This window comes from Mycobacterium gordonae (assembly GCF_001417955.2).
Lineage (GTDB): Bacteria > Actinomycetota > Actinomycetes > Mycobacteriales > Mycobacteriaceae > Mycobacterium > Mycobacterium gordonae_B.
Genome location: NZ_LKTM01000363.1, coordinates 1 through 23,401, shown reverse-complemented (window position 1 = coordinate 23,401; position 23,401 = coordinate 1). Strand labels below are relative to the sequence as shown.

The 23,401-nt window shown below is 66.3% G+C and carries 20 protein-coding genes; 10 read left to right on the top strand and 10 right to left on the bottom strand.

Features of this window, described 5'->3' with window-relative positions; translation table 11 throughout:
- Positions 1–50: 50 nt before the first annotated feature.
- Entirely contained in the window at positions 51–473 is a 423-nt protein-coding gene (locus tag AO501_RS29695) for a PIN domain-containing protein (RefSeq protein WP_055581160.1), read from the bottom strand.
- A gap of 1,026 nt (positions 474–1,499) precedes the next feature.
- Between AO501_RS29695 and pstS (AO501_RS29690) the strand changes: the two genes are divergently transcribed.
- Genes pstS (AO501_RS29690) through pstA form a run of 3 tightly spaced genes read left to right on the top strand, consistent with a single transcriptional unit; the run spans position 1,500 to position 4,510 of the window.
- Entirely contained in the window at positions 1,500–2,618 is a 1,119-nt protein-coding gene (gene pstS, locus AO501_RS29690; RefSeq protein ID WP_055581159.1) for a phosphate ABC transporter substrate-binding protein PstS, read from the top strand.
- Between the two features lie 12 nt (positions 2,619–2,630).
- Positions 2,631–3,602, top strand: a complete 972-nt coding sequence (pstC, locus tag AO501_RS29685; protein WP_055581158.1) for a phosphate ABC transporter permease subunit PstC — start codon at positions 2,631–2,633, stop codon at positions 3,600–3,602.
- A 41-nt stretch (positions 3,603–3,643) separates the two neighbouring features.
- Entirely contained in the window at positions 3,644–4,510 is an 867-nt protein-coding gene (gene pstA / locus AO501_RS29680; RefSeq protein ID WP_055581169.1) for a phosphate ABC transporter permease PstA, read from the top strand.
- A 6-nt stretch (positions 4,511–4,516) separates the two neighbouring features.
- Here the strand turns inward: pstA and AO501_RS29675 are convergent, their stop codons facing one another.
- The 4 genes from AO501_RS29675 to AO501_RS29660 all read right to left on the bottom strand — a co-directional run bounded on the left by AO501_RS29675 (position 4,517) and on the right by AO501_RS29660 (position 9,969).
- On the bottom strand, positions 4,517–6,637 hold the full coding sequence (locus AO501_RS29675) for a serine/threonine-protein kinase PknD (protein WP_055581168.1): 2,121 nt from the start codon (positions 6,635–6,637) through the stop codon (positions 4,517–4,519).
- Between the two features lie 263 nt (positions 6,638–6,900).
- Positions 6,901–8,025: a phosphate ABC transporter substrate-binding protein PstS gene (gene pstS, locus AO501_RS29670; RefSeq protein ID WP_055581157.1), complete on the bottom strand. Its 1,125-nt coding sequence runs from the start codon at positions 8,023–8,025 to the stop codon at positions 6,901–6,903.
- A 47-nt stretch (positions 8,026–8,072) separates the two neighbouring features.
- The gene (locus AO501_RS29665) at positions 8,073–9,014 is read right to left on the bottom strand and encodes a Ku protein (protein WP_055581156.1); all 942 of its coding nucleotides are present in this window, start codon (positions 9,012–9,014) and stop codon (positions 8,073–8,075) included.
- A gap of 4 nt (positions 9,015–9,018) precedes the next feature.
- On the bottom strand, positions 9,019–9,969 hold the full coding sequence (locus tag AO501_RS29660) for a carbohydrate kinase family protein (protein ID WP_055581155.1): 951 nt from the start codon (positions 9,967–9,969) through the stop codon (positions 9,019–9,021).
- Positions 9,970–9,993: 24 nt separating this feature from the next.
- Here AO501_RS29660 and AO501_RS29655 point away from each other — a divergent pair, with 24 nt between their 5' ends.
- The gene (locus tag AO501_RS29655) at positions 9,994–12,270 is read left to right on the top strand and encodes an ATP-dependent DNA ligase (RefSeq protein ID WP_055581154.1); all 2,277 of its coding nucleotides are present in this window, start codon (positions 9,994–9,996) and stop codon (positions 12,268–12,270) included.
- Positions 12,267–14,204: a fumarylacetoacetate hydrolase family protein gene (locus AO501_RS29650; protein WP_055581153.1), complete on the top strand. Its 1,938-nt coding sequence runs from the start codon at positions 12,267–12,269 to the stop codon at positions 14,202–14,204. Before AO501_RS29655 ends, AO501_RS29650 begins: the two co-directional genes overlap by 4 nt.
- 118 nt (positions 14,205–14,322) lie before the next feature.
- Here AO501_RS29650 and AO501_RS29645 read toward each other — a convergent pair whose 3' ends face one another.
- Positions 14,323–15,240: a class I SAM-dependent methyltransferase gene (locus tag AO501_RS29645; protein ID WP_055581152.1), complete on the bottom strand. Its 918-nt coding sequence runs from the start codon at positions 15,238–15,240 to the stop codon at positions 14,323–14,325.
- A gap of 56 nt (positions 15,241–15,296) precedes the next feature.
- Between AO501_RS29645 and AO501_RS29640 the strand changes: the two genes are divergently transcribed.
- Positions 15,297–16,112 (top strand): enoyl-CoA hydratase/isomerase family protein, encoded by an 816-nt coding sequence (locus tag AO501_RS29640; RefSeq protein ID WP_055581151.1) that lies wholly within the window; start codon positions 15,297–15,299, stop codon positions 16,110–16,112.
- Between the two features lie 3 nt (positions 16,113–16,115).
- Here the strand turns inward: AO501_RS29640 and AO501_RS29635 are convergent, their stop codons facing one another.
- The 4 genes from AO501_RS29635 to AO501_RS29620 all read right to left on the bottom strand — a co-directional run bounded on the left by AO501_RS29635 (position 16,116) and on the right by AO501_RS29620 (position 20,200).
- Entirely contained in the window at positions 16,116–16,985 is an 870-nt protein-coding gene (locus AO501_RS29635) for a TIGR03619 family F420-dependent LLM class oxidoreductase (protein WP_055581150.1), read from the bottom strand.
- A 54-nt stretch (positions 16,986–17,039) separates the two neighbouring features.
- Complete coding sequence (locus tag AO501_RS29630; RefSeq protein WP_055581149.1) at positions 17,040–17,804, bottom strand: STAS domain-containing protein; 765 nt, start codon at positions 17,802–17,804, stop codon at positions 17,040–17,042.
- Between the two features lie 330 nt (positions 17,805–18,134).
- Positions 18,135–19,067 (bottom strand): DUF4873 domain-containing protein, encoded by a 933-nt coding sequence (locus AO501_RS29625; protein ID WP_231752656.1) that lies wholly within the window; start codon positions 19,065–19,067, stop codon positions 18,135–18,137.
- A 227-nt stretch (positions 19,068–19,294) separates the two neighbouring features.
- The gene (locus tag AO501_RS29620) at positions 19,295–20,200 is read right to left on the bottom strand and encodes an AurF N-oxygenase family protein (protein WP_055581147.1); all 906 of its coding nucleotides are present in this window, start codon (positions 20,198–20,200) and stop codon (positions 19,295–19,297) included.
- A gap of 126 nt (positions 20,201–20,326) precedes the next feature.
- On the opposite strand from AO501_RS29620, the gene cobF reads away from it, so the two are divergent.
- From cobF to AO501_RS29600, 4 genes are all read left to right on the top strand, one after another.
- Positions 20,327–21,070, top strand: a complete 744-nt coding sequence (cobF, locus tag AO501_RS29615; protein WP_055581146.1) for a precorrin-6A synthase (deacetylating) — start codon at positions 20,327–20,329, stop codon at positions 21,068–21,070.
- 88 nt (positions 21,071–21,158) lie between these two features.
- A complete protein-coding gene (locus tag AO501_RS40410) occupies positions 21,159–22,040 on the top strand; it encodes a PE family protein (RefSeq protein WP_082658924.1) in 882 nt (293 codons plus the stop codon).
- 124 nt (positions 22,041–22,164) lie between these two features.
- Positions 22,165–23,037: a PE family protein gene (locus tag AO501_RS40405; RefSeq protein ID WP_055581144.1), complete on the top strand. Its 873-nt coding sequence runs from the start codon at positions 22,165–22,167 to the stop codon at positions 23,035–23,037.
- Positions 23,038–23,213: 176 nt separating this feature from the next.
- Positions 23,214–23,401 (top strand): PGRS repeat-containing protein (locus AO501_RS29600; RefSeq protein WP_419775691.1); only part of this gene is annotated, 188 nt, incomplete at its 3' end.

Genomic DNA, 23,401 nt, shown 5'->3' with positions numbered 1-23,401 from the left:
AACAGGTTCTAGTTTGTCACACCGCCCCGGAAACGTAACGCAGCAGGCCCCTAAAGAGAGCCGCGCGGCACCACCCACCGGTGCTGGAACGTCAATACCGTTGCTGCCGTTTCGAAACAGTCGTCGTAGTGCACCACGACGAGTTTGTGAGCCGACGCGAGCGCGGCGGTCAGCAGATCGGCGATGTCGACCGTGTTGTGCACGCCGGTCTTCGCCAGCGCTCGCTGCGCGCCCAGAGCGGTGTGCCAGTGCTCGTCATTGGTGGGCAGGTATTCCCGGGTTGCGCGGTGGTCTGCCAACCGTTCCTCGTATTCGTCCTGTCCGGGAACCGCGGCGAACGCTTCGGCGTCCAGCGACGCGGTGGTGGCGACGACCCCGGTGGCGAGCAGTGCGCGCAACCGGCGTGACACCTCCGGGTGGGACATCCTGGCGGCGGCGCTGGTGTCGATGAGGTAGCGTCCTACCAGTGCCACGCTGAGCCTCCCGTGTCGGTGCGCATCACGAAACCCCCTCCGTATAAGCATTTTTCGACCATCGTTAGTTGCCCTTGCCGACAGTTCGGCGCCGGCGGGCAATGCCGGGGCGCCGCGACGAAACCCGAGCGCGAGGCTCTTGCCGGTCGTCTTTGAGCCGAGCGCGTAAGCGCCCAAGCTAGCGGGGAAGGCGCGAATAACGGCGCCCAAGAATGGCTTTGTTATCGAAACGTTATGTGACCAGCGGTCACTGTAAAACTAATGGACACGGTATATGCAGAAGGGTGCACCGCATTACGACGGACATTAGCGCGGGTCCACAAATGCGATGCACAGACGCTGGACAAAAGCACTGGCAAAGTAAAGGCGCCTGCGGGTCACGGATCTTGCCGCACCGCTGTGGCATCGCCTCCATCCGTCGGTTCTTAACGGTGATGTGGGTGAATCGGTTCTGATCCAGCAAGTTTCGTGGGCTGCCGGGAATCCGATCGCGCAACGCTCGCGCTGCGGCGGGGTCAACACGGGTGAGCGAAGCGACAGCAACGGCGTCTCGGTTAATGTCGGGTGCCAATACATTCGCGGAAATAAATTGGGCCGGACCGACTCATTATCAGATGGGGTCGTCAGCATGGTCGGGACCGTCGAATCGGGGACATCGGGGAACGAAAACAACGGGTCATTCGACGAACTCAACGGCAATGTTGTAGGTCGAGGCACCCGGGGCCAGGACGGCGTCGCGGCTCGCCGGCTTCGTTCGTTCCCGCTCGGCTTTCAAATGGTGGCGACGAAAATCTATGAGCGGCAATATCTTTGGACAACACGGACAGGCCGGCCCGGGGCGGCTCCAGCGAGCCTGCTGGTGGGGCGCGAGGCGGCGAGTGGCGCAACGTCGCTTTCGTCGACTCTTTCACCGGCCGTTACCTGTTGTTAATGTAGCGGCAAGGGAGTGAGGAAAGGGTCTGGTCGGACAAGCCGTGGCGGAGGGGCGGCGGTTAGTATGTTTCATATCTACCGATAGGAAGTGAATTGAAACTCAACCGATTTGGCGCCGCGCTCGGAGTGCTGGCCTCGGGTGCACTGGTGTTGTCTGCGTGCGGTAGTGACAACAACGCCGGTGGGGGAGGTCAGGGAACGTCGGGCGGCTCGTCGGGCAGCGTGAGCTGCGGTGGCAAGAAGACGCTGAAGGCCAGCGGCTCCACCGCGCAGGCCAACGCGATGACCCGGTTCGTCAAGGCCTTCGAATCGGCCTGTCCCGGCCAGACGCTGAACTACACCGGCAACGGATCCGGTGCCGGAATCAGCGAATTCAATGGCAACCAAACCGATTTCGGTGGCTCTGACTCTCCGCTCGGCAAGGACGAGGCGGCGGCGGCACAGAAGCGTTGCGGCGACGCGCCGGCCTGGAACCTGCCGGTGGTGTTCGGCCCCATCGCGGTGACCTACAACATCGGCGGCGTCAGTTCGCTGAACCTCGACGGGACCACCCTGGCCAAGATCTTCAGCGGCGCCATCACCACCTGGAACGACCCGGCGATCGCGGCCATCAACTCGGGCACCAACCTGCCCGCCACGCCGATCCACGTGGTGTTCCGTAGCGACGAGTCCGGAACCACGGACAACTTCCAGCGCTACCTGGGCGCGGCCTCCAACGGCGCGTGGGACAAGGGCGCCGGTAAGGCCTTCAAGGGCGGCGTCGGCGAAGGCGCCAAGGGCAACGACGGCACCTCGGCGGCCATCAAGAGCACCGAAGGATCCATCACCTACAACGAGTGGTCGTTCGCCCAGGGCCAGCGCCTGAACATCGCCAAGATCATCACCTCGGCCGGTCCGGAGCCGGTTGCCATCGGCACCGACTCCGTCGGCAAGACGATCGCCGGCGCCACGATCTCTGGTCAGGGCAACGACCTGGTACTCGACACGCTCTCGTTCTACCGGCCCACGCAGCCCGGTTCGTACCCGATCGTGCTGGCCACCTACGAGATCGTCTGCTCGAAGTACCCGGACGCGCAGGTCGGGACGGCGGTGAAGGCGTTCCTGCAGTCGACCATCGGCGGTGGCCAGAATGGGCTGGGTGACAACGGTTACGTCCCCATCCCGGACTCGTTCAAGTCGAGGCTGTCGACCGCGGTCAACGCGATCTCCTGATCTGAGGTTCACGTGGTCAAAGCCCCGCTAGCTAAGCATGCGCTAGCGGAGGTAGACGCGCGCGCGGCACGGCGGGCGGACCGCCTGTTTCAGCTGGTCGCCTCGGCGGCCGGGAGCACCATCGTGGTAGCGATCGTGCTGATCGCGGTGTTCCTGCTGATCAAGGCGATTCCGTCATTGCAGGCGAATCAGGCCAACTTCTTCACCAGCGCGCAGTTCGACACCTCCGCCAACAAGCTGGCCTTCGGGATCCGCGATCTGTTCATGGTCACCGTGCTCAGTTCGGTCACCGCCCTGGCGCTGGCGGTCCCGATTGCCGTCGGTATCGCCGTGTTCGTCACCCAGTACGCCCCGAAGCGGCTGGCCCGGCCGTTCGGGGCGATGGTCGATCTGCTGGCCGCGGTCCCGTCGATCATCTTCGGGTTGTGGGGCATCTTCGTATTGGCGCCGAAACTGCTGCCGGTTGCCACCGTCCTCAACAAGAACCTGGGCTGGCTGTTTCTGTTCAAAAGCGGCAACGTCTCGCTCGCCGGGGGCGGCACGATCTTCACCGCCGGCATCGTCCTGGCGGTGATGATCCTGCCGATCGTCACCTCGGTGTCGCGCGAGGTGTTCCGCCAGACCCCCCCGATGCAGATCGAAGCCGCGCAGGCCCTGGGCGCGACGAAGTGGGAAGTAATACGGATGACCGTGCTGCCGTTCGGCCGCAGCGGGGTGATCGCTGCCTCGATGCTGGGTCTGGGACGTGCGTTGGGCGAAACGGTGGCGGTGCTGATCATCCTGAGATCGGCCGCCAAGCCCGGGAATTGGTCGCTGTTCGACGGCGGCTACACGTTTGCCTCCAAAATCGCCTCTGCCGCATCAGAATTCAGTGCGCCGCTGCCGACTGGCGCCTACATTTCGGCCGGATTCGCACTGTTCGTGCTGACCTTCATGGTCAACGCTGCGGCACGCGCGATCGCCGGCGGAAAGGTCAACGGGTGAGCCAGGTCAGTGCCACCGCGCTCGAACAGCCGGTCAAGGCGATGTTGTACCGGCACCTGAGTCTGCGGCGCCGGATCACCAACAACGTCGCGACCGGCTTCTTCGTCGCCTCGTTCCTTATCGCGCTGGTGCCGCTGGTATGGCTGCTGGCGGTGGTGATCGCGCGCGGCTGGCACGCGGTCGTACAGATGGACTGGTGGACGCACTCGCTGCGGGGTGTGTTGCCCGAGGAATTCACCGGCGGCGTGTACCAGGCCTTGTACGGGACCGTGGCGCAGGCCGGTGTGGCGGCGGTGATCGCGGTGCCGCTGGGTCTGATGACCGCGGTCTATCTGGTCGAATACGGGACCAGTCGGATGGCGCGGGTGACGACGTTCATGGTGGACGTGCTGGCCGGGGTCCCGTCGATCGTGGCCGCGCTGTTCATCTTCAGCCTCTGGATCGCCACGCTCGGGTTGCAGCAGAGCGCCTTCGCCGTGTCGTTGGCGCTGGTGCTGCTGATGCTGCCGGTGGTGGTGCGTTCCACCGAGGAGATGCTGCGACTGGTGCCCGACGAATTGCGCGAAGCCAGTTACGCACTGGGCGTTCCGAAGTGGAAGACGATCGTGCGGATCGTGGCGCCGATCGCGACTCCGGGCATCATCTCCGGCGTGCTGCTGGCGGTCGCCCGAGTGATCGGCGAGACCGCCCCGGTGCTGGTGCTGGTGGGCTACAGCCGGTCGATCAACTACGACATCTTCAACGGCAACATGGCATCGCTGCCGCTACTGATCTACACCGAGCTCACCAACCCCGAACACGCCGGTTTCCTGCGTGTCTGGGGTGCGGCGCTGACCCTGATCATCATCGTCGCCGTGATCAACCTGTCGGCGGCGGGGATGCGGTTCCTGGCCACCCGGCGGCGCTGAGCCGGCTCACGAGCCGGGCGGGAGACGCAACACCCGGCCGTTGCCGCGGTCGGCGACGTAGACGTTGCCCTTCTTGTCCACGGCCACCGACAGCGGGGTGTTCAGGCCGGAGAACGGCAACTCAACCGAGGCGGTCGCGCCGGCCGGCAACTTCGCCACCACGTTGTTGTCATGCTCGGTGACGTAGACGTTGCCCGCGCCGTCGACGGTGATCCCCCACGGCGCGCTCATGCCGGTGAACGGCAACTCGGACTGGTTGCTGGTTCCGGCGTCCAGCTTCAGTACCCGGTTGTTGTCGGTGTCGGTGACGTAGATGTTGCCGTCGCTGTCGACGGCCACCCCGTCGGGATTCTTCAGCCCGTTGAACGGCAACTCGGTCTGCGCGTTGCTGCCCGCCGCCAGCTTGAGCACCCGGTTGTTGCCGCGGTCGGCGACGTAGACGTTGCCCTGCGGGTCGACCGCCACGCCCTCTGGGTAGTTGAGCCCGTTGAACGGCAGCACCACCTGGTTGTTCGACCCGCCCGCGAGTGCCACCACCCGGTTGTTGAAGTCACTGACATAGATCTTGCCGGCCGCGTCCACGGCGATACCCTGCGGTTCGTACAGCCCGTTGAACGGCTTAACCGTCGGCGAGGTGGATCCGTCCGGCAACGTCACGACGCGGCCGTACATCGTCTGGTTGGTCACGTAGACGGTGCCGCTGGGGTCGACCGCGACCCCGCCCGGGGCGAAACGGAAATTGAGGCCGTTGAACGGCATCACCTGCTGGCCGGTTGCACTCTGGGTCGAGGATCCGTTGCCGTCGGAGCCGCTGAGGAAGAACGCCGTGGCCGCGATGACGACCAGCAGGACGGCCGCGGCGGCGGCGCCGATGATCAGCGCCTTGCGTGACTTCTTCGGCTTCGGTGGCGGTGCCGGCGACGTCGTCGGGTGCGGTTGAGATGGCTGCTGGTACGGCGGTGGACGCATGGGGACGGGACCCGACGGGGCGACGCCGGGATGACTGGCCCAGCCGGCGGCGGCCACCGGGGCGGCCTGGGTGAACTGATCCGAGTTGTTCTGGGGCCTCTCCCGCCAGCCGCCGGTGTTGGACGGCAGTGGCTGCGCCATCGTCTCGTCGCCGGTGCGGAACTGCGGAACCGGGGCCCGCATGGTCGCGGGACTGCTCGGGTAGGAACCCGAGCCGCCCTGGCTGGACCAGCCGCCCGCACCCGGGTCGACCGCGGGAAGCATCAGCGTTTCGTTGTCACCCTGGCGCAGGATGGTGGCTTCCTGGCGCTGTTCGGGCGTGCTGAGCGCCTCGTGCGCGGCGATCGCGAGGTCGCCGGCGGTCATGTACCGGTCGTTGGGGTTCTTGGCCATGCCCTTGGCGATCACGTGGTCGAGTGCCGCGGGCACGCGGCCCGGGCGCAGGACGCTGGGCCGCGGCACCGGCTCCATCAGGTGCGAGGCGATCAGGCGCTCGACGCTGTCGGCTCGGTAGGGCGGCGCCCCGGTCAGGCACTCGCCCAGCACGCAGGCCAGCGCGTAGATGTCGGCCCGGTACGTGACGTCGTCGCCGGTGAACCGTTCCGGAGCCATGTAGTTGTAGGTGCCGACGGCCATCCCGCTCTGGGTCAGGTTGGGGTCGTGCGCCGCGCGGGCGATGCCGAAGTCCACGAGGTAGGCGAAGTCGTTCTGGGCCACCAGGATGTTCTCCGGCTTGACGTCGCGGTGTGTGATGCCGCTGGCGTGTGCGGCGTCCAGTGCCGCCGCGACCTGCCGGATGATCGCGACCGTCCGGGCCGGGGTGAGGGGCCCGAACTGGGTCAGCATGGACCGCAGTGACACCCCGTCGATGAGGCGCATCTCCACGAAGAAGTGCCCGTCGAGTTCGCCGTAGTCATGAATCGGCACGATGTGCGGCTCATTGAGCCGGCCGGCGATGTCCGCCTCCCGCTGCATACGGGATCGGAACACCGGGTTGTTGGAGAACTGCGTCGAGATGAGCTTGAGCGCCACCACCCGGTGCTTGCGGGTGTCTTCGGCTTCGTACACCTCACCCATCCCGCCGCGGCCGATCAGGCGCACCAACTGATAGGGACCAAAGAGTGACCCGACCCGCGATTCCGACCCGGTGTTGGTCACCGTCGATGCCTCCTCCGCCCGGCCGACGCCACCGGCGCCGCCGCGCTGAAACTGATAGTTAACACACGGTAAATCCTCCGAGCGGAGGCACACAACAAAATCCGGCGACTCAGCATGAATTTTGAATCACGAGTGAGTAACGGCGCGCCCGGTGGGGGGCTCGCCGCCGACTAATTATACGCGTCGAAATCCGTTGCTGGCCAATGACAGTCGCTGCCCGCGGTGGAAGCGGCGGTGACGCAACGCGTCCCGGTCACCGAAGGTCACGCGATGGCGTTGACGACCGGCACCAATTTCGATTGGAACGAGTTGGGCAGCGGGATGTATCCATACTCATCCAAACCGATTTGGCCGTCGCCAATTGTGGCTTGCATGAACGCCTTAACCGCCTGGCCCGTTGGGCTGTCGGGATACTTCGAGCAGACGATCTCGTAGGTGACCAACACGATCGGGTAGGCGCCGGCCTGGGTCGGCTTGTAGAAGGACGACGTGTCGACAATCAGGTCGTTGGTGTCGCTGCCGGGTTTGAAGGTGGCCCCGGCGATCGTCTTGCCCACCGTCTCGGCGCTGATCGAGACCGCCTGCGGGCCGGCCGAGGTGATGACCTGGGCCATGTTCAATTGATGCCCCACCGCGAAGGACCACTCGTTGTAGGTGATTGACCCGTCGGTTCGTTTCATGGCCTGCGACGTACCGTCGTTGCCGGCAGCGCCTTCGCCGACGCCGCCGTTGAACGCCTGCCCCGTGCCTTTGCCCCAGGCGCCGTTGGAGGCGGCGTCGAGGTAGCGCTGGAAGTTGTCGGTGGTGCCGGACTGGTCGCCGCGGAATACGACGTGGATCGGCGTCGGCGGCAGGTTCGTGCTCTGGTTGAGCGCCTTGATGGCCGGGTCGTCCCACCTGGTGATCGCGCCGTTGAAGATCTTGGCGATGGTGGGTCCGTCCAGGCTGAGCGAATTGACCCCGTTGATGTTGTAGGTCACCGCGATCGGGCCGAAGACGACTGGGATGTCCCATGCCGCCGAGCCGCACCGCTCGCGGGCCCGGTCCGGTTCGCCCTTGTCGGGATTCATCGGGGAGTCGGAGCCGGCGAAGTCGGTTTCGTTGCCGAGGAACGCTTTCATGCCGGCGCCCGAGCCGTTGGCGGCATAGTCCAGCGTGTGGCCGGGACAGGCATGGATGTAGGCGTAGACGAACTGCTCCATCGCGTTCTTCTGCGCGGTCGAGCCACCGGCCAGGATCTTCTTCTTACCGCCGCAGTTGACCGGGACGACCGGCGCGGCACTCGATGACGACGACGCCGATTTCCCGGAATTGCCGCCACATCCCGACAGCACCAGCGCGCTGACGACTAGCAGGCTGAGCGCGACGCCAAATCGAGTGAACTTCACGGCAACTCCTCGAGGGGTCGGCAGCACGATGAGCCTACTCCGGATGCTCATTTGCTGGTGGCTTTGGTGCCGGCCTTCTTGGCCGCAGTCTTCTTGGCGGGAGCCTTCTTTGCCGGAGTCTTCTTCGCCGCTTTGGCGGGTGCCTTGTTCGCCGGTTCCTTTTTCGCCGGCTCTTTGTCAGCCGGTTCCTTCGCGGCGCCCGAGCGTGCCTTGACGCTGGCCTCCAGCTTGGCGAGTAGATCGGAGACGTCTTCGGTCTCATCGAGTTCGGTCGGTTGTTCTTCGACTGTAAACGCTTCTTCGCCTTCGAGTTTGGCGTCGACCAGTTCCTGCAACTGCTCCTGGTAGGTGTCGTGGTAGCGGTCCGGGTCGAAGTCGTCGGCCATCGACTCCACCACCTGCCCGGCCATCTTCAGCTCGGCCGGTTTGATCTCCACCTCTTTGTCGAGCACCGGGAAATCCGGGTCGCGGATCTCGTCCGGCCACAGCAGGGTGTGGATCACCATGACGTCACGCTTGCCGAAATCCTTGACCCGCAAGGCCGCCAGCCGTGTCTTGTTGCGCAGCGAGAAGTGCACGATCGCCATACGGTCCGTCTCGGCGAGCGTCTTGGCCAGCAGCACATAGGATTTGGAGGATTTCGAATCGGGCTCCAGAAAGTAGCTGCGGTCGAACAACATCGGGTCGACCTCGCTGGCCGGAACGAACTCCAGTACTTCGATCTCCCGGCTGCGTTCCTCGGGCAGGGTCGCGATGTCGTCGTCGGTGATGATCACACTCTTGCCGTCGTCGGATTCGAAGGCTCGGGCGATATGGCTGTATTCGACGACCTCTCCGCATACCTCGCACACACGCTTGTAGCGGATGCGGCCGTTGTCCTTGTCGTGCACCTGGTGAAACTTGATGTCGTGGTCCTGGGTGGCGCTGTACACCTTGACCGGCACGTTCACGAGCCCGAAAGCGATCGAGCCTTTCCAGATGGAGCGCATTTTGTCAGTATGCCCCGTGGGTATCCGGGTAACCCGGTGACACCCGAGGGTGAGTTCCCGCGCGCAGCGCGGCCCGATCCGGTAGGTCCGCCCCGGCGCGCGCGACCGTCAGCGCCGACGCGGTGGCCGCGACATCCAGCGCTGAGGTCAGCAGGTCGAGTCCGATGCCGCGTAGCTCATTCTTCCGGTCGCCGCCGAGCAGGCCGAGTTCCCAGAGGCTGTCGATCAGGCCGACCATGAACGCGTCGCCGGCGCCGACGGTGTCGACGACGTCGACCGGTTTGGCGGGCACCGCGGTGTCACCGGCCGCGCAGAATGCCGACGCCCCGTGGGCGCCCTGCGTCACTGCCACGATCGCCGGTCCACAGCCCAGCCAGCTGCGCGCCGTGTCCAACGGCGCGCGCTCGGGCACCAGCCAGCGCAGGTCTTCGTCACTGACCTTGATGACGTCTGCGCGGGCGATCAGATTGTCGATGCGTTGACGGGCCTGGTCGCGGTCGGCGATCAGCGACGGCCGCACGTTGGGGTCGAAGGTGATGGTCGCCGAAATTCGGTAGGCATCCAGCAGCGCCGCGACGACGAGGCAACCGGGCTCGCGCACGGCGGCGATGGACCCGGTGTGCACGAACAGGGGCGGCGGGACGGGCGGGGTGCCTTCGAGTCGCCAGTCCAGGTCGAACTCGTAGGTGGCCGAGCCGTCCGCAGCAATGGTGGCCATCGCGGTCGATGTCTTGCCGGCATCAGCGCTGCCCGGGACCAGTTGCACCCCAGCCTCTTTGAGGTATTCAGCGATTGTGCGGCCGTAGGCATCGGTGCCGATGTGGGTCAGGAAGTCGACGTCGCGGCCCAACCTTGCCAGTCCGACGGCGACGTTCAGCGGGCTGCCGCCGACATGCTCGGAGCGCCCGTCGACGATGTCGATCAGCGCTTCGCCGATGACCAGCCCACGCGCCATGTCTGACACGTTACGTTGAGAAGCATGGGCGCGGCGTCTCCTCAGCAGGTCAAGCTGACCAACGCCGACAAGGTGCTGTATCCGGCCACCGGCACCACCAAGGCCGACATCTTCGACTATTACACCGGCATCGCCGAGGTGATGCTGCCGCACGTCGCCGGGCGTCCGGCCACCCGCAAACGCTGGCCCAACGGTGTGGACCACGATTCGTTCTTCGAGAAGCAACTGGCCTCCTCGGCGCCGGACTGGCTGCCCCGCGCAAGCGTCAGCCACCGCTCCGGAACCACCACCTACCCGATCATCGACAGCGTCGACGGGCTGGCGTGGATCGCGCAACAGGCGGCGCTGGAAGTGCACGTCCCGCAGTGGCGATTCGTCGCGGAGTGGACCCGCGCCGGTGAAAGCCTCAAACCGGGCCCGGCCACCCGGCTGGTGTTCGACCTGGACCCTGGCGAAGGCGTGACGATGGCGCAGTTGGCTGACGTGGCACGGGAAGTGCGGGACCTGATCGCCGACATCGGGTTGCGGACCTATCCGCTGACCAGCGGCAGCAAGGGCCTGCACCTCTACAGCCCGCTGGACGAGCCGGTGAGTAGCCGCGGCGCCAGTGTGCTGGCCAAACGCGTTGCGCAACAACTGGAAAAGACCATGCCGAAATTGGTCACCTCGACCATGACCAAGAGCCTGCGGGCCGGCAAGGTGTTCGTGGACTGGAGTCAGAACAGTGGCGCCAAGACCACCATCGCGCCGTATTCGCTACGCGGGCGCGAACATCCGACGGTCGCGGCGCCGCGCACCTGGGAGGAACTCGACGACCCGGAGGTGCGCCAGCTCAGTTACGACGAGGTGCTGGAGCGGGTAGCACGCGACGGAGACCTGCTCGCCGAACTCGACGCGGACGCACCAGTGGCGGACCGGTTGAGCAAGTACCGCAGCATGCGCGATGCGTCCAAGACTCCCGAGCCGGTGCCGTCGGCGAAACCCGGCACCGGACATGACAATACGTTCGTCATCCAGGAACACCACGCCCGCCGGTTGCACTACGACTTTCGGCTGGAACGTGACGGGGTGCTGGTGTCCTGGGCGATCCCGAAGAATCTGCCCGAGACCACGTCGGTGAATCACCTGGCGGTGCACACCGAAGACCACCCGCTGGAGTACGGCGGCTTCGAGGGCACCATCCCCAAAGGGGAGTACGGGGCAGGAAAGGTGATCATCTGGGACGCCGGCACTTACGAGGCTGAGAAATTCCGTGACGGTCCGGAGAAGGGGGAGGTGATCGTCACTCTGCACGGCAACCGGATTTCCGGACGCTACGCGCTGATTCAGACCAATGGTGACCAGTGGCTGGCGCACCGGATGAAGGACCAGAAGGTCTTCGATTTCGACGGACTCGCGCCCATGCTCACGACGCACGGTTCGGTCGCCGGTCTGAAGAAGGGCCCGTGGGCGTTCGAAGGCAAGTGGGACGGGTACCGGCTGCTTGTCGACGCCGACCATGGCAGCGTCGCGCTACGCTCCCGCAGCGGTCGGGACGTCACTAACGAGTTCCCCCAGTTGCGTTCGGTCGCAGCCAGTCTCGCTGATCATCACGTGGTGCTCGACGGCGAGGTGGTGGCGCTTGACGAGCACGGTGTCCCCAGCTTTCACCAGATGCAGAACCGGGTGCGCGCCACCCGCATCGAATTCTGGGCCTTCGACCTGCTGTATCTGGACGGCCGGTCGCTGCTGCGGGCCAAGTACTCCGATCGCCGGCAGTTGCTGGAAACCCTGCGCGAGGCAGGCGATCTCATCGTTCCCGACCTGCTGCCCGGTGACGGTTCCCAGGCGCTGGAATATTCGGCCGAGCGCGGCTGGGAGGGCGTGGTCGCCAAGAAGCGCGACTCGACTTACCAGCCCGGCCGCCGCTCGGCGTCCTGGATCAAGGACAAGCACTGGAACACCCAGGAAGTCGTCATCGGCGGCTGGCGGCAGGGCGAGGGGGGCCGCGGTGGGGGCATCGGCGCGCTGGTGGTCGGCATTCCCGGCCCGGACGGTTTGCAGTTCGCCGGTCGGGTCGGCACCGGCTTCACCGACCGCGACCTGGCGAACCTGAAGAAGACGCTGGAACCGCTGCATACGGACGAATCGCCGTTCAGCGCCAAACTTCCCGCCCGGGACGCCCGCGGAGTTACCTTTGTGCGGCCAACTCTGGTCGGCGAGGTGCGCTACAGCGAGTGGACGCCGGACAACAGGCTCCGCCAGCCCAGTTGGCGCGGGTTACGGCCCGACAAGAATCCGAATGAGGTGGTGCGCGAATGAAATGGGTTACCTACCGCAGTCCCGAGGGCGAGCGGACCGGGGTGCTCTCCGGTGACGAGATCTACGCCCTGCCGCCGGGAACGACGCTGCTCGACCTGATCGGTGGCGGTCCGGATGGCCTGCGTTCGGCCGGAGCGGCGGCGTTAGCGTCCCCGGCGGCGGTGGTGGCTTTAGCTGATGTGTCTCTGGCAGCGCCGATCCCGCGGCCGCCGTCGATCCGCGACAGCCTGTGCTTCCTGGACCACATGCGCAACTGTCAGGAAGCGACGGGTGCCGGCCGGGTGCTGGCGGACACCTGGTACCGGATACCGGCCTTTTACTTCGCCTGTCCGGCAACGGTCTTGGGGCCTTACGACGATGCGCCGTCGGCACCCGGCAGCGCCTGGCAGGACTTCGAACTGGAGATCGCCGCGGTCATCGGGGTTTCCGGCCGCGACTTGACGATCGAGCAGGCCGAGCAGGCGATCATCGGCTACATGATCTTCAACGACTGGTCGGCGCGGGACCTGCAGATGCTGGAAGGTCAGCTGCGGATCGGGCAGGCCAAGGGCAAGGACAGCGGAGTCACGCTGGGGCCTTGGCTGGTCACCCCCGACGAACTCGGGCCTTTTCGCCGGGACGGCAAGCTCCGCCTCGACGTAAAGGCAATGGTCAACGACAACGTGATCGGGACCGGATCCACCGGGACCATGGACTGGACCTTCGGGGAGGTCATTTCCTACGCCTCGCGTGGCGTGACGTTGCGGCCCGGCGATGTCATTGGGTCCGGCACCGTGCCCACCTGCACCCTCGTCGAGCACCTGAGGGAGCCTGAGTCCTTCCCGGGCTGGTTGCGTGACGGAGACGTCGTGACTCTTCAGGTGCAAGGGCTGGGGGAGACCCGCCAGACCGTGCGATCCACGCCGGCGCCGGTGCCGTTGGCGCCGCGTCGGAATCCGGCGGCCGCTGCTGAGGCGGTGCGTGTTAATCCGGCACGCGCGAAGGTGCCCTACACGCGCGGACTGCACGAGGTCGGCGACCGGGTGTGGGCCTGGACGCTGCCGGACGGCGGGTTCGGTTGGAGCAACGCCGGTTTGGTCGCCGGTGACGGCGCGTCGCTATTGGTGGACACGTTGTTCGACCTGCCGCTGACACGCGAGATGCTGGACGCGATGCGGCCCATCACCGACGGCGCCCCGATCACTCAGGCGCTGATCACGCATTCCAACGGTGACCACACGCACGGCAACCAGCTGCTGGACCCGGGCGTCCGGATCATCGCCGCGACCGGCACCGCCGAGGAGATCTCGCACGACGACACCGCGGACCGGCTGGTCACCATCCAGGTCGCCGACCTCGGCCCGGTCGCGACGCCGTTCGTGCGGGACCGCTTCGGGCACTTCGACTTCCGCGGCATCAAGGTGCGCAACGCCGACCAGACTTTCGAAACCGAGCTCAGTATCGACGTCGGCGGCCGCAGGGTCGATCTGATCAACCTGGGTCCCGCGCACACCTTGGCCGACTCGGTGGCGCACGTGCCCGACGCGGGTGTGTTGTTCGGCGGGGATCTGTTGTTCATCGGCTGCACGCCGATCGTGTGGAACGGCCCGATCGCCAATTGGATTGCGGCGTGCGACACCATGATCGCGCTGGACGCGCCCACCGTCGTGCCGGGGCACGGGCCCGTCACCGACCCCGACGGAATCCGTGCCGTCCGTGACTATTTCGTGTACATCACCAATCAGACTGACGCTCTGTATGCGAAGGGCCTGTCGTTCGCCGAGGCCATCGATGCCATCGACCTCGGCGAGTACGCGTCGTGGCTGGACTGCGAGAGGGTGGTCGTCAACATGTACAAGCGGTATTGCGAGCTGGATCCGGAGACTCCGGCGCAGGAGGTGCTGGGGTTGGTGGTGATGCAGGCGGAGTGGCTGGCCAAGCGGCAGCGCGGCTGAAAGGCCGATGGAACTGGGCAACGGGTATGTCTAATGTCGACTACGCGAATGAAACCCTCACGCTGGCGTAATGACCCCGAGTGTCCCGTAACCGTCCGTGTCGTCGCCGATCCCCCCGCTACCCCGACGACGCCCGCACAAACCCGATCGACTGCGCCGGCCCACTGACCCCCGCCTCGCCCAACGGCGCCAGCCCCGCAGCACTGAATAATTCGGCGAGATCTGACGTGATCGTGTTCCAACGGTTCGCCCAAAGGTGAGCCGCCACGTCGGTGTGCTCACCGGGATAGGTCAGTTCGGCGATGTCCATATCGAGCCCGAGCCCGCGCCACGAATCGGTCATCCGCTGCGCCTGCTGCTGATCGGCAGCGGACCGGCCGGCCACCTGTCCATAGTCGGCCGCGAGCCAACTACCCGAGTCGCTGAGCCCGATGACGTTGTCCAGTAATCGGACTTCGGCTTCCTGCGGCAGGAAGCCGATCAACAAGCCCTCGGCGAGCCACGCCGTAGGTTGGTCGGTGTCGAACCCCGCGGCCAACAGCGCCGCCGGCCAGTCGTCGCGGAGGTCGATGCCGACGGTGCGGTGTTCCACGTCGGCGGTGACGCCGAGCGCCCGCAGCGTCGAAGTCTTGAACTCGATGACTTCGGGCTGGTCGATCTCGAACACCCTGCTGCGGCCGGGCCATGGCAGCCGGTACGGGCGGCAGTCCAGTCCGGAGGCCAGGATCACGAACTGCTGCACGCCCATGCTGCCGGCCTCGGCGAAATAGTCGTCGAAGTATTTTGCGCGGGCGGCGAACGTGTCGATCATCCGCGGGAAGCCCAGGTTGCCCTCGGCGTCGACATCGTCGAGCTCACCCGCCGCCAGCCGCGCGAACAGCTCGACTCCGACGGCCCGCACCAGTGGCTCGGCGAACGGATCGTTGACGACGATGTTGTGGCGTCGGCTGGCCGCCGCCCGGGCGGCAGCGACCATGGTGGCCGTGGCCCCCACACTGTTGGCCAGGTCCCAGCTGTCGTCGTCGGCACGTGCCATGGACTCACCGTAAGCCCGGTACCTGGAAGCCCGCTGAACTCGCCTACCGTTCGGGTATGGCACCCGAACCCGCAGTCACCCTCGAAACCCTCGAGGACGGCATCGCCCGCATCACCCTCAACCGGCCCAAGCTGTTGAACGCAATCGACGGATCGTTGATCGACGGGGTCGCCGAGGCGCTGAACACGTTGAGCCACGGTGACTTTCGGGTCGCGATCCTGACCGGAGCCGGCCGCGGGTTCTGCGCCGGGGCCGACCTGAGTGGCACCGGCCAGGCCTGGACCGACGTCAAACCGGCCACGCCGCCGTTCAAGGTCACCTACGACGCGCAGGTGCGGCTGGCCGAGCTCTACCTCCGGATGTACGAGCTGCCCATTCCGGTGATCGCCGCGGTGAACGGCGTCGCGGTCGGGGGCGGGCTGGCGTTCGCACTGCATTCCGACATCCGGATCGCTTCCGAGAATGCGCGGTTCGGCTCGGTGTTCATCAAGGCCGGCTTCTCGTCGATGGACATGGGCACGAGTTATCTGCTGCCCAAGATCGTCGGTGCCGGTGTCGCGCGCGAACTGATGCTGACCGGTCGCATCATCGACGCGGACGAGGCCTACCGCATCAGGCTCGTCCACGACGTGGTCGCACCCGACGACCTCATGACGGCCGCGCTGACCAAGGCGCGCGAGATCGCCGCGAACAACGCGTTCGGCGTCTGGCAGACCAAGATCGGGCTCAATGCGGCGCTGGACGCGCCGAGTCTGCGGCACGCCATCGAGATCGAGAACCGCACCCAGATCCTGACCGGCTTCACCAACAATCCCACCGAGGCCGCGCTGGCGCACCGCGAGAAGCGCGCCCCGAAATGGGACCCGCTGTGAGAACTAGACTTTCGACATCACCTTGTCGGCGTACTTCTCGAGGTGCCGGATCTTGACGTCCAGCGGCTCGAGGTCCGGTCCCTTGATGTAGGGCCAGCGGAAGCCCACGATGACATCGGTGACGCCTTTGTCCTCGAGGCGCCTGATCCCGTCGACGGTGTAGGCGTCTGCGGAGATGACGTGGATCTCGAACGGCCCGGTCTTGCCCTCCTCCTCGCGAAACTGCCTGACGCGAGCGATAAGTCGGTCGAGCTCGGCCGGGTCGCTGCCACCGCCGTGCATCCAGCCGTCGAGTCGCGCCGCCCGTCGCAGCGCGGCGTCGGCGTGACCACCCACCAGGATCGGGATCGGCTGCGACGGAGCCGGACTCATCTTCGTCTTGGGAATGTCGTAGAACTCTCCGTGGAACTCGAAGTAATCCCCCGTCGTGAGGCCCCGGACAATCTCGATGCATTCATCAATTCGTTTGCCCCGCTTGGCAAACGGTAGACCCATCAGTTCGTAGTCTTCCGGCCACGGACTGGTTCCCACACCCAGGCCCACCCGGTTGCCGATCAACGCGGCCAGTGATCCGGCCTGCTTGGCCGTCAGCGCCGGGTGCCGCACCGGCAGCTTGAGGACGAAGAAGTTGAACCGCAGCGTCGTGGTAACCGCCCCCAAAGCCGCTGTCAGGACGAATGTTTCGATCATTTCCTTGCCGTCGAGGAACTCGCGGTCACCGTCGGGCGTGTACGGGTACTTCGAGTCGGATTCGTAGGGATAGGCAAGGCTGTCGGCGATGGTCATGCTGTGGTACCCGGCCGCCTCGGCGGCTTTGGCCAGCGGGATGTAGAAAGCGGGGTCGGTCATCGACTCGGCGTAGCTGAACCGCACGTCACGTCTGCTCTCGTCGAAGGGTTGCGTCCCTCGACATTAGAACCTGGGTCGTTACAGCTGGTTCTCCGGCCCGATGACCGCCCACACCGTCTTGCCCGACGAGGTCGGGGTGCTGCCCCAGGCCCGCGACAACGCCTCGACGATGGCCAGTCCCGAGACGTCGATGCCCTTGGAGGGCGACGTCAATCGCAGTGCCGGTGCGCCGCTGGTATCCGATACGGCGATGGTGGCCGTCTGCCCCTCGCACTCGATGCGCATCACCGGGTCGCTGCCGGTGTGCTCCAGAACGTTCTCGATGAAGACGTTGACCACCACGAGGGCGACCGGGATCAGCCCGGGCTTAGACCAGGTGGTCAGCCATTCCCGCACCAGCTGGCGGGACTCACGCAGACTGGTCAGGTTGGCGGGCAGTTTGGCCTGCGCGTGCTGCAGCTTGCGGCGGCCGAGCTTGGCGACGCCCTTCATCGCCCCTTTCTCGGTCGGGTAGACGGGCATGAAGCGGGCCACGCCGCTGCGGGTGATCGCGTCACGGGCCGCGCGGTTGGAAGAAACCAGGAGGATCGGCACGTCCGGCCGGGTGTCCAACTGCCACCGGGCGCTCACGAACGCAGACCACGCGGCTTCGTCGGGCACCTGAAGTGCGCTGACATCAACGATGACGGCGGCAGGCACGTCGATCGTGGCTTTAGTGATGCAGTCGCGCAGCTCCGTGGAGTTCTTGGCGTCCAGCACGCCTTCAGCCGTCAGCACAACCACCGAATCTTCGGTCCGCGATGCCATAGCCAGCGAGCTGGAGGACTTGGCGACCGCGCTCATCGGGATGCCAGTCCGATCGTGTCGTCCGGTTCCATGTCCCGCTCCTCGAACTTCTGCCCCGTCGTCAAACGCCGCCAAGAGAACCTATCTTCGGGCAAGCGCACCGTTTTGCGAAAGTGCGGCGCCGCCGGCGAAGCCCGGGAGGGGACCGGGCGGCCGCGATGCGCCGGCCATCACAATGCCGCACATGCCGTTTTTCGCCGTTTGGTCACCTGCCGCGGCATGCACCACGAGGGGGTAGTACCCACTCAGTGCGCGCGGTCAACCTGCAATCGGCGAGATTCCAGCCTACGGGCAGTACGAGTGGTGCAGACGCAGGAATTTCGGTGGTCAGCCGTTGCGGGCGTAGGGAGGTGCCCCGACGCCGGACACCGAATGGGTCCCCCACGGCGTCTGCTCCACGATGCGGGCGGGTGCGCTGTGCCCGCCCACCGACAACGTTCCGACCCGCGCTCGGGAGAGTTCCGCCGCGTCGAAGACAGTCCCTTGCCAGTGATAGTTGCCGTCGAGCGGGTCCAGGTGCCCGACCAGTCGCACGCGCACCGGGTGGCGGGTCCCGCCGATCTCCAGCGTCGCTTCGCCGTCGTAGGTGTCTTCGTAATCCGGCGCGTGGGATGACAGGTCGAATGCCGACTCCGCCGGGGGCGGCGAAACCGGAGCGAGTTGGGCGCGTTCGTTGTACACCTGCTGGCTGCTGTGGCGCACCTCGATGCGGCGGCTGCCGCTGCGGCGCATCATTGCCACGCATGCCGCTATGTACCGGGCCTGGGCACCGATATCCGGGCCCGCGAGGAAGAAATAGTTGGGGAACCCGCGGACCGCTACCCCGAAAAACGGCTCCATGCCGTCGGTCCAGGCCTGGCGCAGAGTCAGGCCACCGGTCCCGGTGAGCGGCGGGTCGTTCTCAATTGTGAAGCCGGTGCCGTAGATGATGGCGTCGACGGGGTGCTCCGTGCCGTCGACGGTGCGGATGCCGGTGGACGTGATGGCCTCGATCGTCGGCGCGACTCGCGGTCCGCTGGGTGTTCTGCGCACTATCCGGCGCCTGGCGCGGGTCGGCCAGCGCTGGATCTCGATGGTCACGCGCCGCGGTGCGAGCGGGAAAACGGTCAGCGTTCTTGCTGATTCACGAAGCCGGCTCAGGCGGTGGCCGGCGAAAGAGTCTGTCCCTACCACAGCGATTCGTTTGCCGGCAGGATGGAAGTTCTCGTCCCACTGGCCCGCGTGAAACGACTCACCGCGAAAAGCCGAGCTTCCCTGCAGTTCTGGCGTCCAGGTGACGATGGGCGCCGGCGCCGCGGCCACCACCACCCGGGCCCGGACGACGTCGTTGTCGGTGTGCAGCACCCAGCTGTCGGTGTCATCGTCGAACGCCGCACGATGTACCTCGTCGCACACCTCGATGCCCTGGACGCCGGACGCCTGCAGGGCGTCCTGCACGCTGCGGCCGTAGATTCCCGCGCCAACGATCACCACCGCATGCGGCGTGCTCACAGAAACCTGCTGCGCTTCCAGCCCCGGCGGGCAATCCGCCCCATCAGCCCCACCTCGGTCAAAAACGCTGCCAGGGGCGCGAATCCGGCGACCTGGATCTCACGGCGGTGCTCGCTGGTGCGAGCGGCGCGCCGGGCCCGGATCGGGTCCAGTCCGGTGCGCGCATAAGGCACCGGGTTGCTGAACAGATAGTTGAAGAAGTAGCCGCCGACGCCGTTGATATTGGCCATGAACCAGCGGTTGACGCGCGGCATTTCGGCCACCCGCTTGCGTGCGCCGTCCCGGGCGAACTGGATGTGGCGGGCTTCTTCGGTGACGTGAATTCGCATGAGCCGCTGGATGATCGGCTGAAGCTCCGGGTCATCCATCATCTGCCGTTGCAGCGAGTCGAAGATCTCCTCACCGATCAGCGCGGCCACCCACAGCATCGAACCGCGCTGGAAGGCCAGCGGCAGCGCGTTGATGACGTAGCGGTGAAAACGCTTGGGCTGTACAGGTTTCGCGCCGATCCGCTCGATCGCTTTGCCGAACATGACCATGTGCCGGGTTTCGTCGCCCAGTTCGGTCAGCTTGTAGTGCGTCGACCGGCTGGTGGGATCCTCGTGCAGGATGGTCCGCAACAGCGACTGGTTGAGCATGTTCTCGAACCAGATGCCGGCCGAGAGCGTGTTGACCAGTTCCTGGCGGGACAGCTCGATCTGCTGCTCGCGGGTCATTTCGTCCCACATCGGAGTGCCGTACAGGGACACCAGCCGCGGCGGCAGGAAGAACTTGTCCGGGTCCAGCGGGGCGTCCCAGTCGATGTCCACGACAGGTTCATAGGACTTCTTGACCGAGCCCTTGAGCAGACGCTCGGAGAATTCTTCACGACTGGGCCCGCCCGGGCGCACCGCAGTGGTCATCGTTGACCGTCCCTTCGATCGCGTAGCTCCAACGTTAGGCAGATCACACCGGCTAGTCAATACCCTTGGTACCGGGTACCGGCGGTCCTGGGTAGAAATGCCACTGTCTGAATTAGCTTGAGCGACATGACCCGTCACATCCACGTCATCGGCGTCGGCGCCGGCGACCCCGACTATGTGACCGTCCAGGCGATCGACGCGCTGAACGACACGCAGGTGTTCTTCGCGATGGACAAGGGGGAGGCGAAGAGCGATCTGGTGGCGTTGCGCCGGCAGATCTGCGCGCGGTTCATCCGCGAGCCGGGTTACCGGTTCGTCGAACTGGAGGACCCACAGCGCGCCGCCGGTGGTGACTACCGACAGGCGGTGTCCGACTGGCACGCCGCGCGGGCCCGGGTATGGGCGGACGCGATCGCCGCGGAACTGCCGCCCGACGGCGTGGGCGCGTTTCTGGCCTGGGGTGATCCGTCGCTGTACGACAGCACGCTGCGCATCCTGGCGGCGGTGGCCGCCGACGTGGATTTCACCTTCGACGTGATCCCGGGCATCACCGCGATACAGGCATTGACCGCCAGGCACCGCATTCCGCTCAACGACATAGGTGCGCCGGTCCTGATCACCACCGGCCGTCAACTGCGCGCGGGCGGACTGTCCGGCGCGGCCGTGGTGATGCTCGATGCGGACTGTTCGTTCCAGACGTGTCCGCCCGGCACCCGGATCTGGTGGGGCGCCTACCTCGGCACTGCCGAGGAGTTGCTGATCTCCGGGACCGTCGGGGCGGTGGCCGCCGAGATCGTGACACTGCGCGCGCAGGCCCGCGCACGGCACGGCTGGATCATGGACACCTACCTGCTGTGGCCGGCGGACTGATCAAAAACCCCCTTCCATCAGGAGTTTTGGTGTTCTAGCGCCTTATTGCACATCCATCTAACAGACTGCAAACATGTGCTCCGTGACGATGTCGTGGGTCTTCGCAACTCCCGAATACGTGCTGGCCGCGGCTGACGATCTGTCGGGCATCGGGTCGGCGATCGGCTCGGCGAACGCGGCGGCGGCGTTGCCTACTTCTGCGATCCTGGCCGCCGGCGCCGACGAGATATCGGCGGCGATAGCCACGCTGTTCGGTTCGCACGCCCAGGCCTATCAACTCGTCAGCGCCCAGGCAGCGGCGTTTCACCAGCAGTTCGTCGCGCTGATGAGCGCGGGCGCAGGCCACTACGCCGCTGCCGAGGCTCTCAACACGTCGCCGCTGCAGGCACTTGCTGCTGCGACGACCGATCCGTTCGTTGCGCTCACCGGACGCCCGCTGATCGGCAACGGCGCCGACGCCACCACGCCCGGCGGTAACGGAGGTGACGGGGGCTGGCTGTTCGGCAACGGCGGCAACGGAGCACCCGGCGCGGCTGGCCAGAACGGAGGCAACGGCGGTAACGGCGGAGTCGCGGGCCACGGAAACATCGCCCAACCCAGTCCACACGTCGGCTACGGCTACGCAGGTCAGGGCGGCAACGCGGGTCAAGGGGCGGACGCCAAACTGATCGGCAATGGCGGCAACGGCGGCCAGGCGGGGAACGCCGCCGTCAGCCCGGACCCGGACAAGGGCCAGGCGGGCGGCATGGGCGGTTTCGGCGGCAACGGCGGGTTGCTGTTCGGCAACGGCGGACATGGCGGTGACGGGGGTCTGAACGGCGCCTTCGGTGGTGACGGCGGCGGAGGCGGCAGTGCCACCTTCATCGGCAACGGGGGCAACGGCGGTAACACCCACGGTCCGGGCGACCCCGGGCCGGGCGGCGACGGCGGGCTTCTGGGTCAGCCCGGCGTGCCCGGCGTGACGCTCTGACGGCGGCTGAAGGGGGACGTCGGCAAAAGAGGTGCGCTTGGGGCACCTATTCTCGCGCTACGATTCCATCTCACGTGCTAAACACGTGTTAGGAATCGCAGCACCGGTCGGGAAAGGTTGCCGAATGTCGTATGTGTTCGCCAGTCCAGAGTGGGTTGCCGCAGCGGCCTCGGATTTGGCGAGCATCGGTTCCACGATCAACGCGGCCAGCGCGGCGGCGGCAGCACCCACATCTTCAGTGATGGCGGCCGGAGCTGACGACGTCTCGGCCGTGATCGCGGCATTGTTCGGCGCGCACGCCCAGGCCTACCAGCAGCTCAGCGCACAGGCGGCTCTGTTCCACGACCAGTTCGTGCAACTGATGAGCGCGGGCGCCAATCTGTATGCAGGTGCCGAAGCGGCCAACGCGACGCCGATGCAGCAGGGCGCGGCCCCCTCGACCGAAGCGGCTGTGGCCACGGCCGCCGCCGCACAGTCGATGAACGTCGGCCGAGTCGGTGCCGCTGTGGGCGCCGCCCGCGGCGGTGCGTCGCTGTTCGGCACGCGGGCGGCTACCGCTCTGGCACCGGCCGGCGGTTCGGCAGGGCTATTCGGCAGTGGCGGTGGCGGCGGTGTGGGCGCGTTGTGCGCCGGTGCGCCCGCTGTCGACGCGTCGGCCGCGGAGGCGGGCGCGGCGCAAGCATTCGCCCCGGGCTTCTTCGGCGGCGCCCCGCTGGCCGTCGCCGCGAATGGATCATCCGCTGCGCAGCCTGCCAAGGGCGCTAACGAAGCGCACCCGGCCGGCACTGCCCACGTGCCGCACGCCGAACCCGGTGGTGTGGTGGAGGGCGACCGCGGTGGCTGGCTCCACGGCGAAGGGGCTGCCCTCGCCGGTCACACACTCCGCGGCGGAGACAGTTTCTTCGCGCCCGAGGGTCGCGGTGCCGGATTGTTCGGACACAGCGCAGCCGGTGGTTCCGGCGTCCTCGGCGAGCCGGGTGTCGCCGCACAGGCCTAGTTGTACTGATCTAGCGGAACCCCGTTGCCGGTCGCAGCAACCGCGCTAGCATCCGCTTTCACGCGGAAGTCGGCTGTCGTCTGATCGGGAAGAGGGTGCCGCATGTCCTTCGTATACGCGTCGACGTCGCCACCGCCGAAGCGGCGAACGCCGCGCCGATCCAGCAAGCGCTGAACCTGATCAACGCGCCGACGCTGGCGCTCTTGGGGCGGCCACTGATCGGCAACGGCGCGGACGGTATCGACGGCACCGGCGGTAACGGCGGGGCCGGTGGCCTGCTGTTCGGCGACGGCGGCCGGGGCGGCTCCGGTGGGCTCGGTCAGACCGGCGGAAATGGCGGTGCGGCAGGGCTTTTCGGCAACGG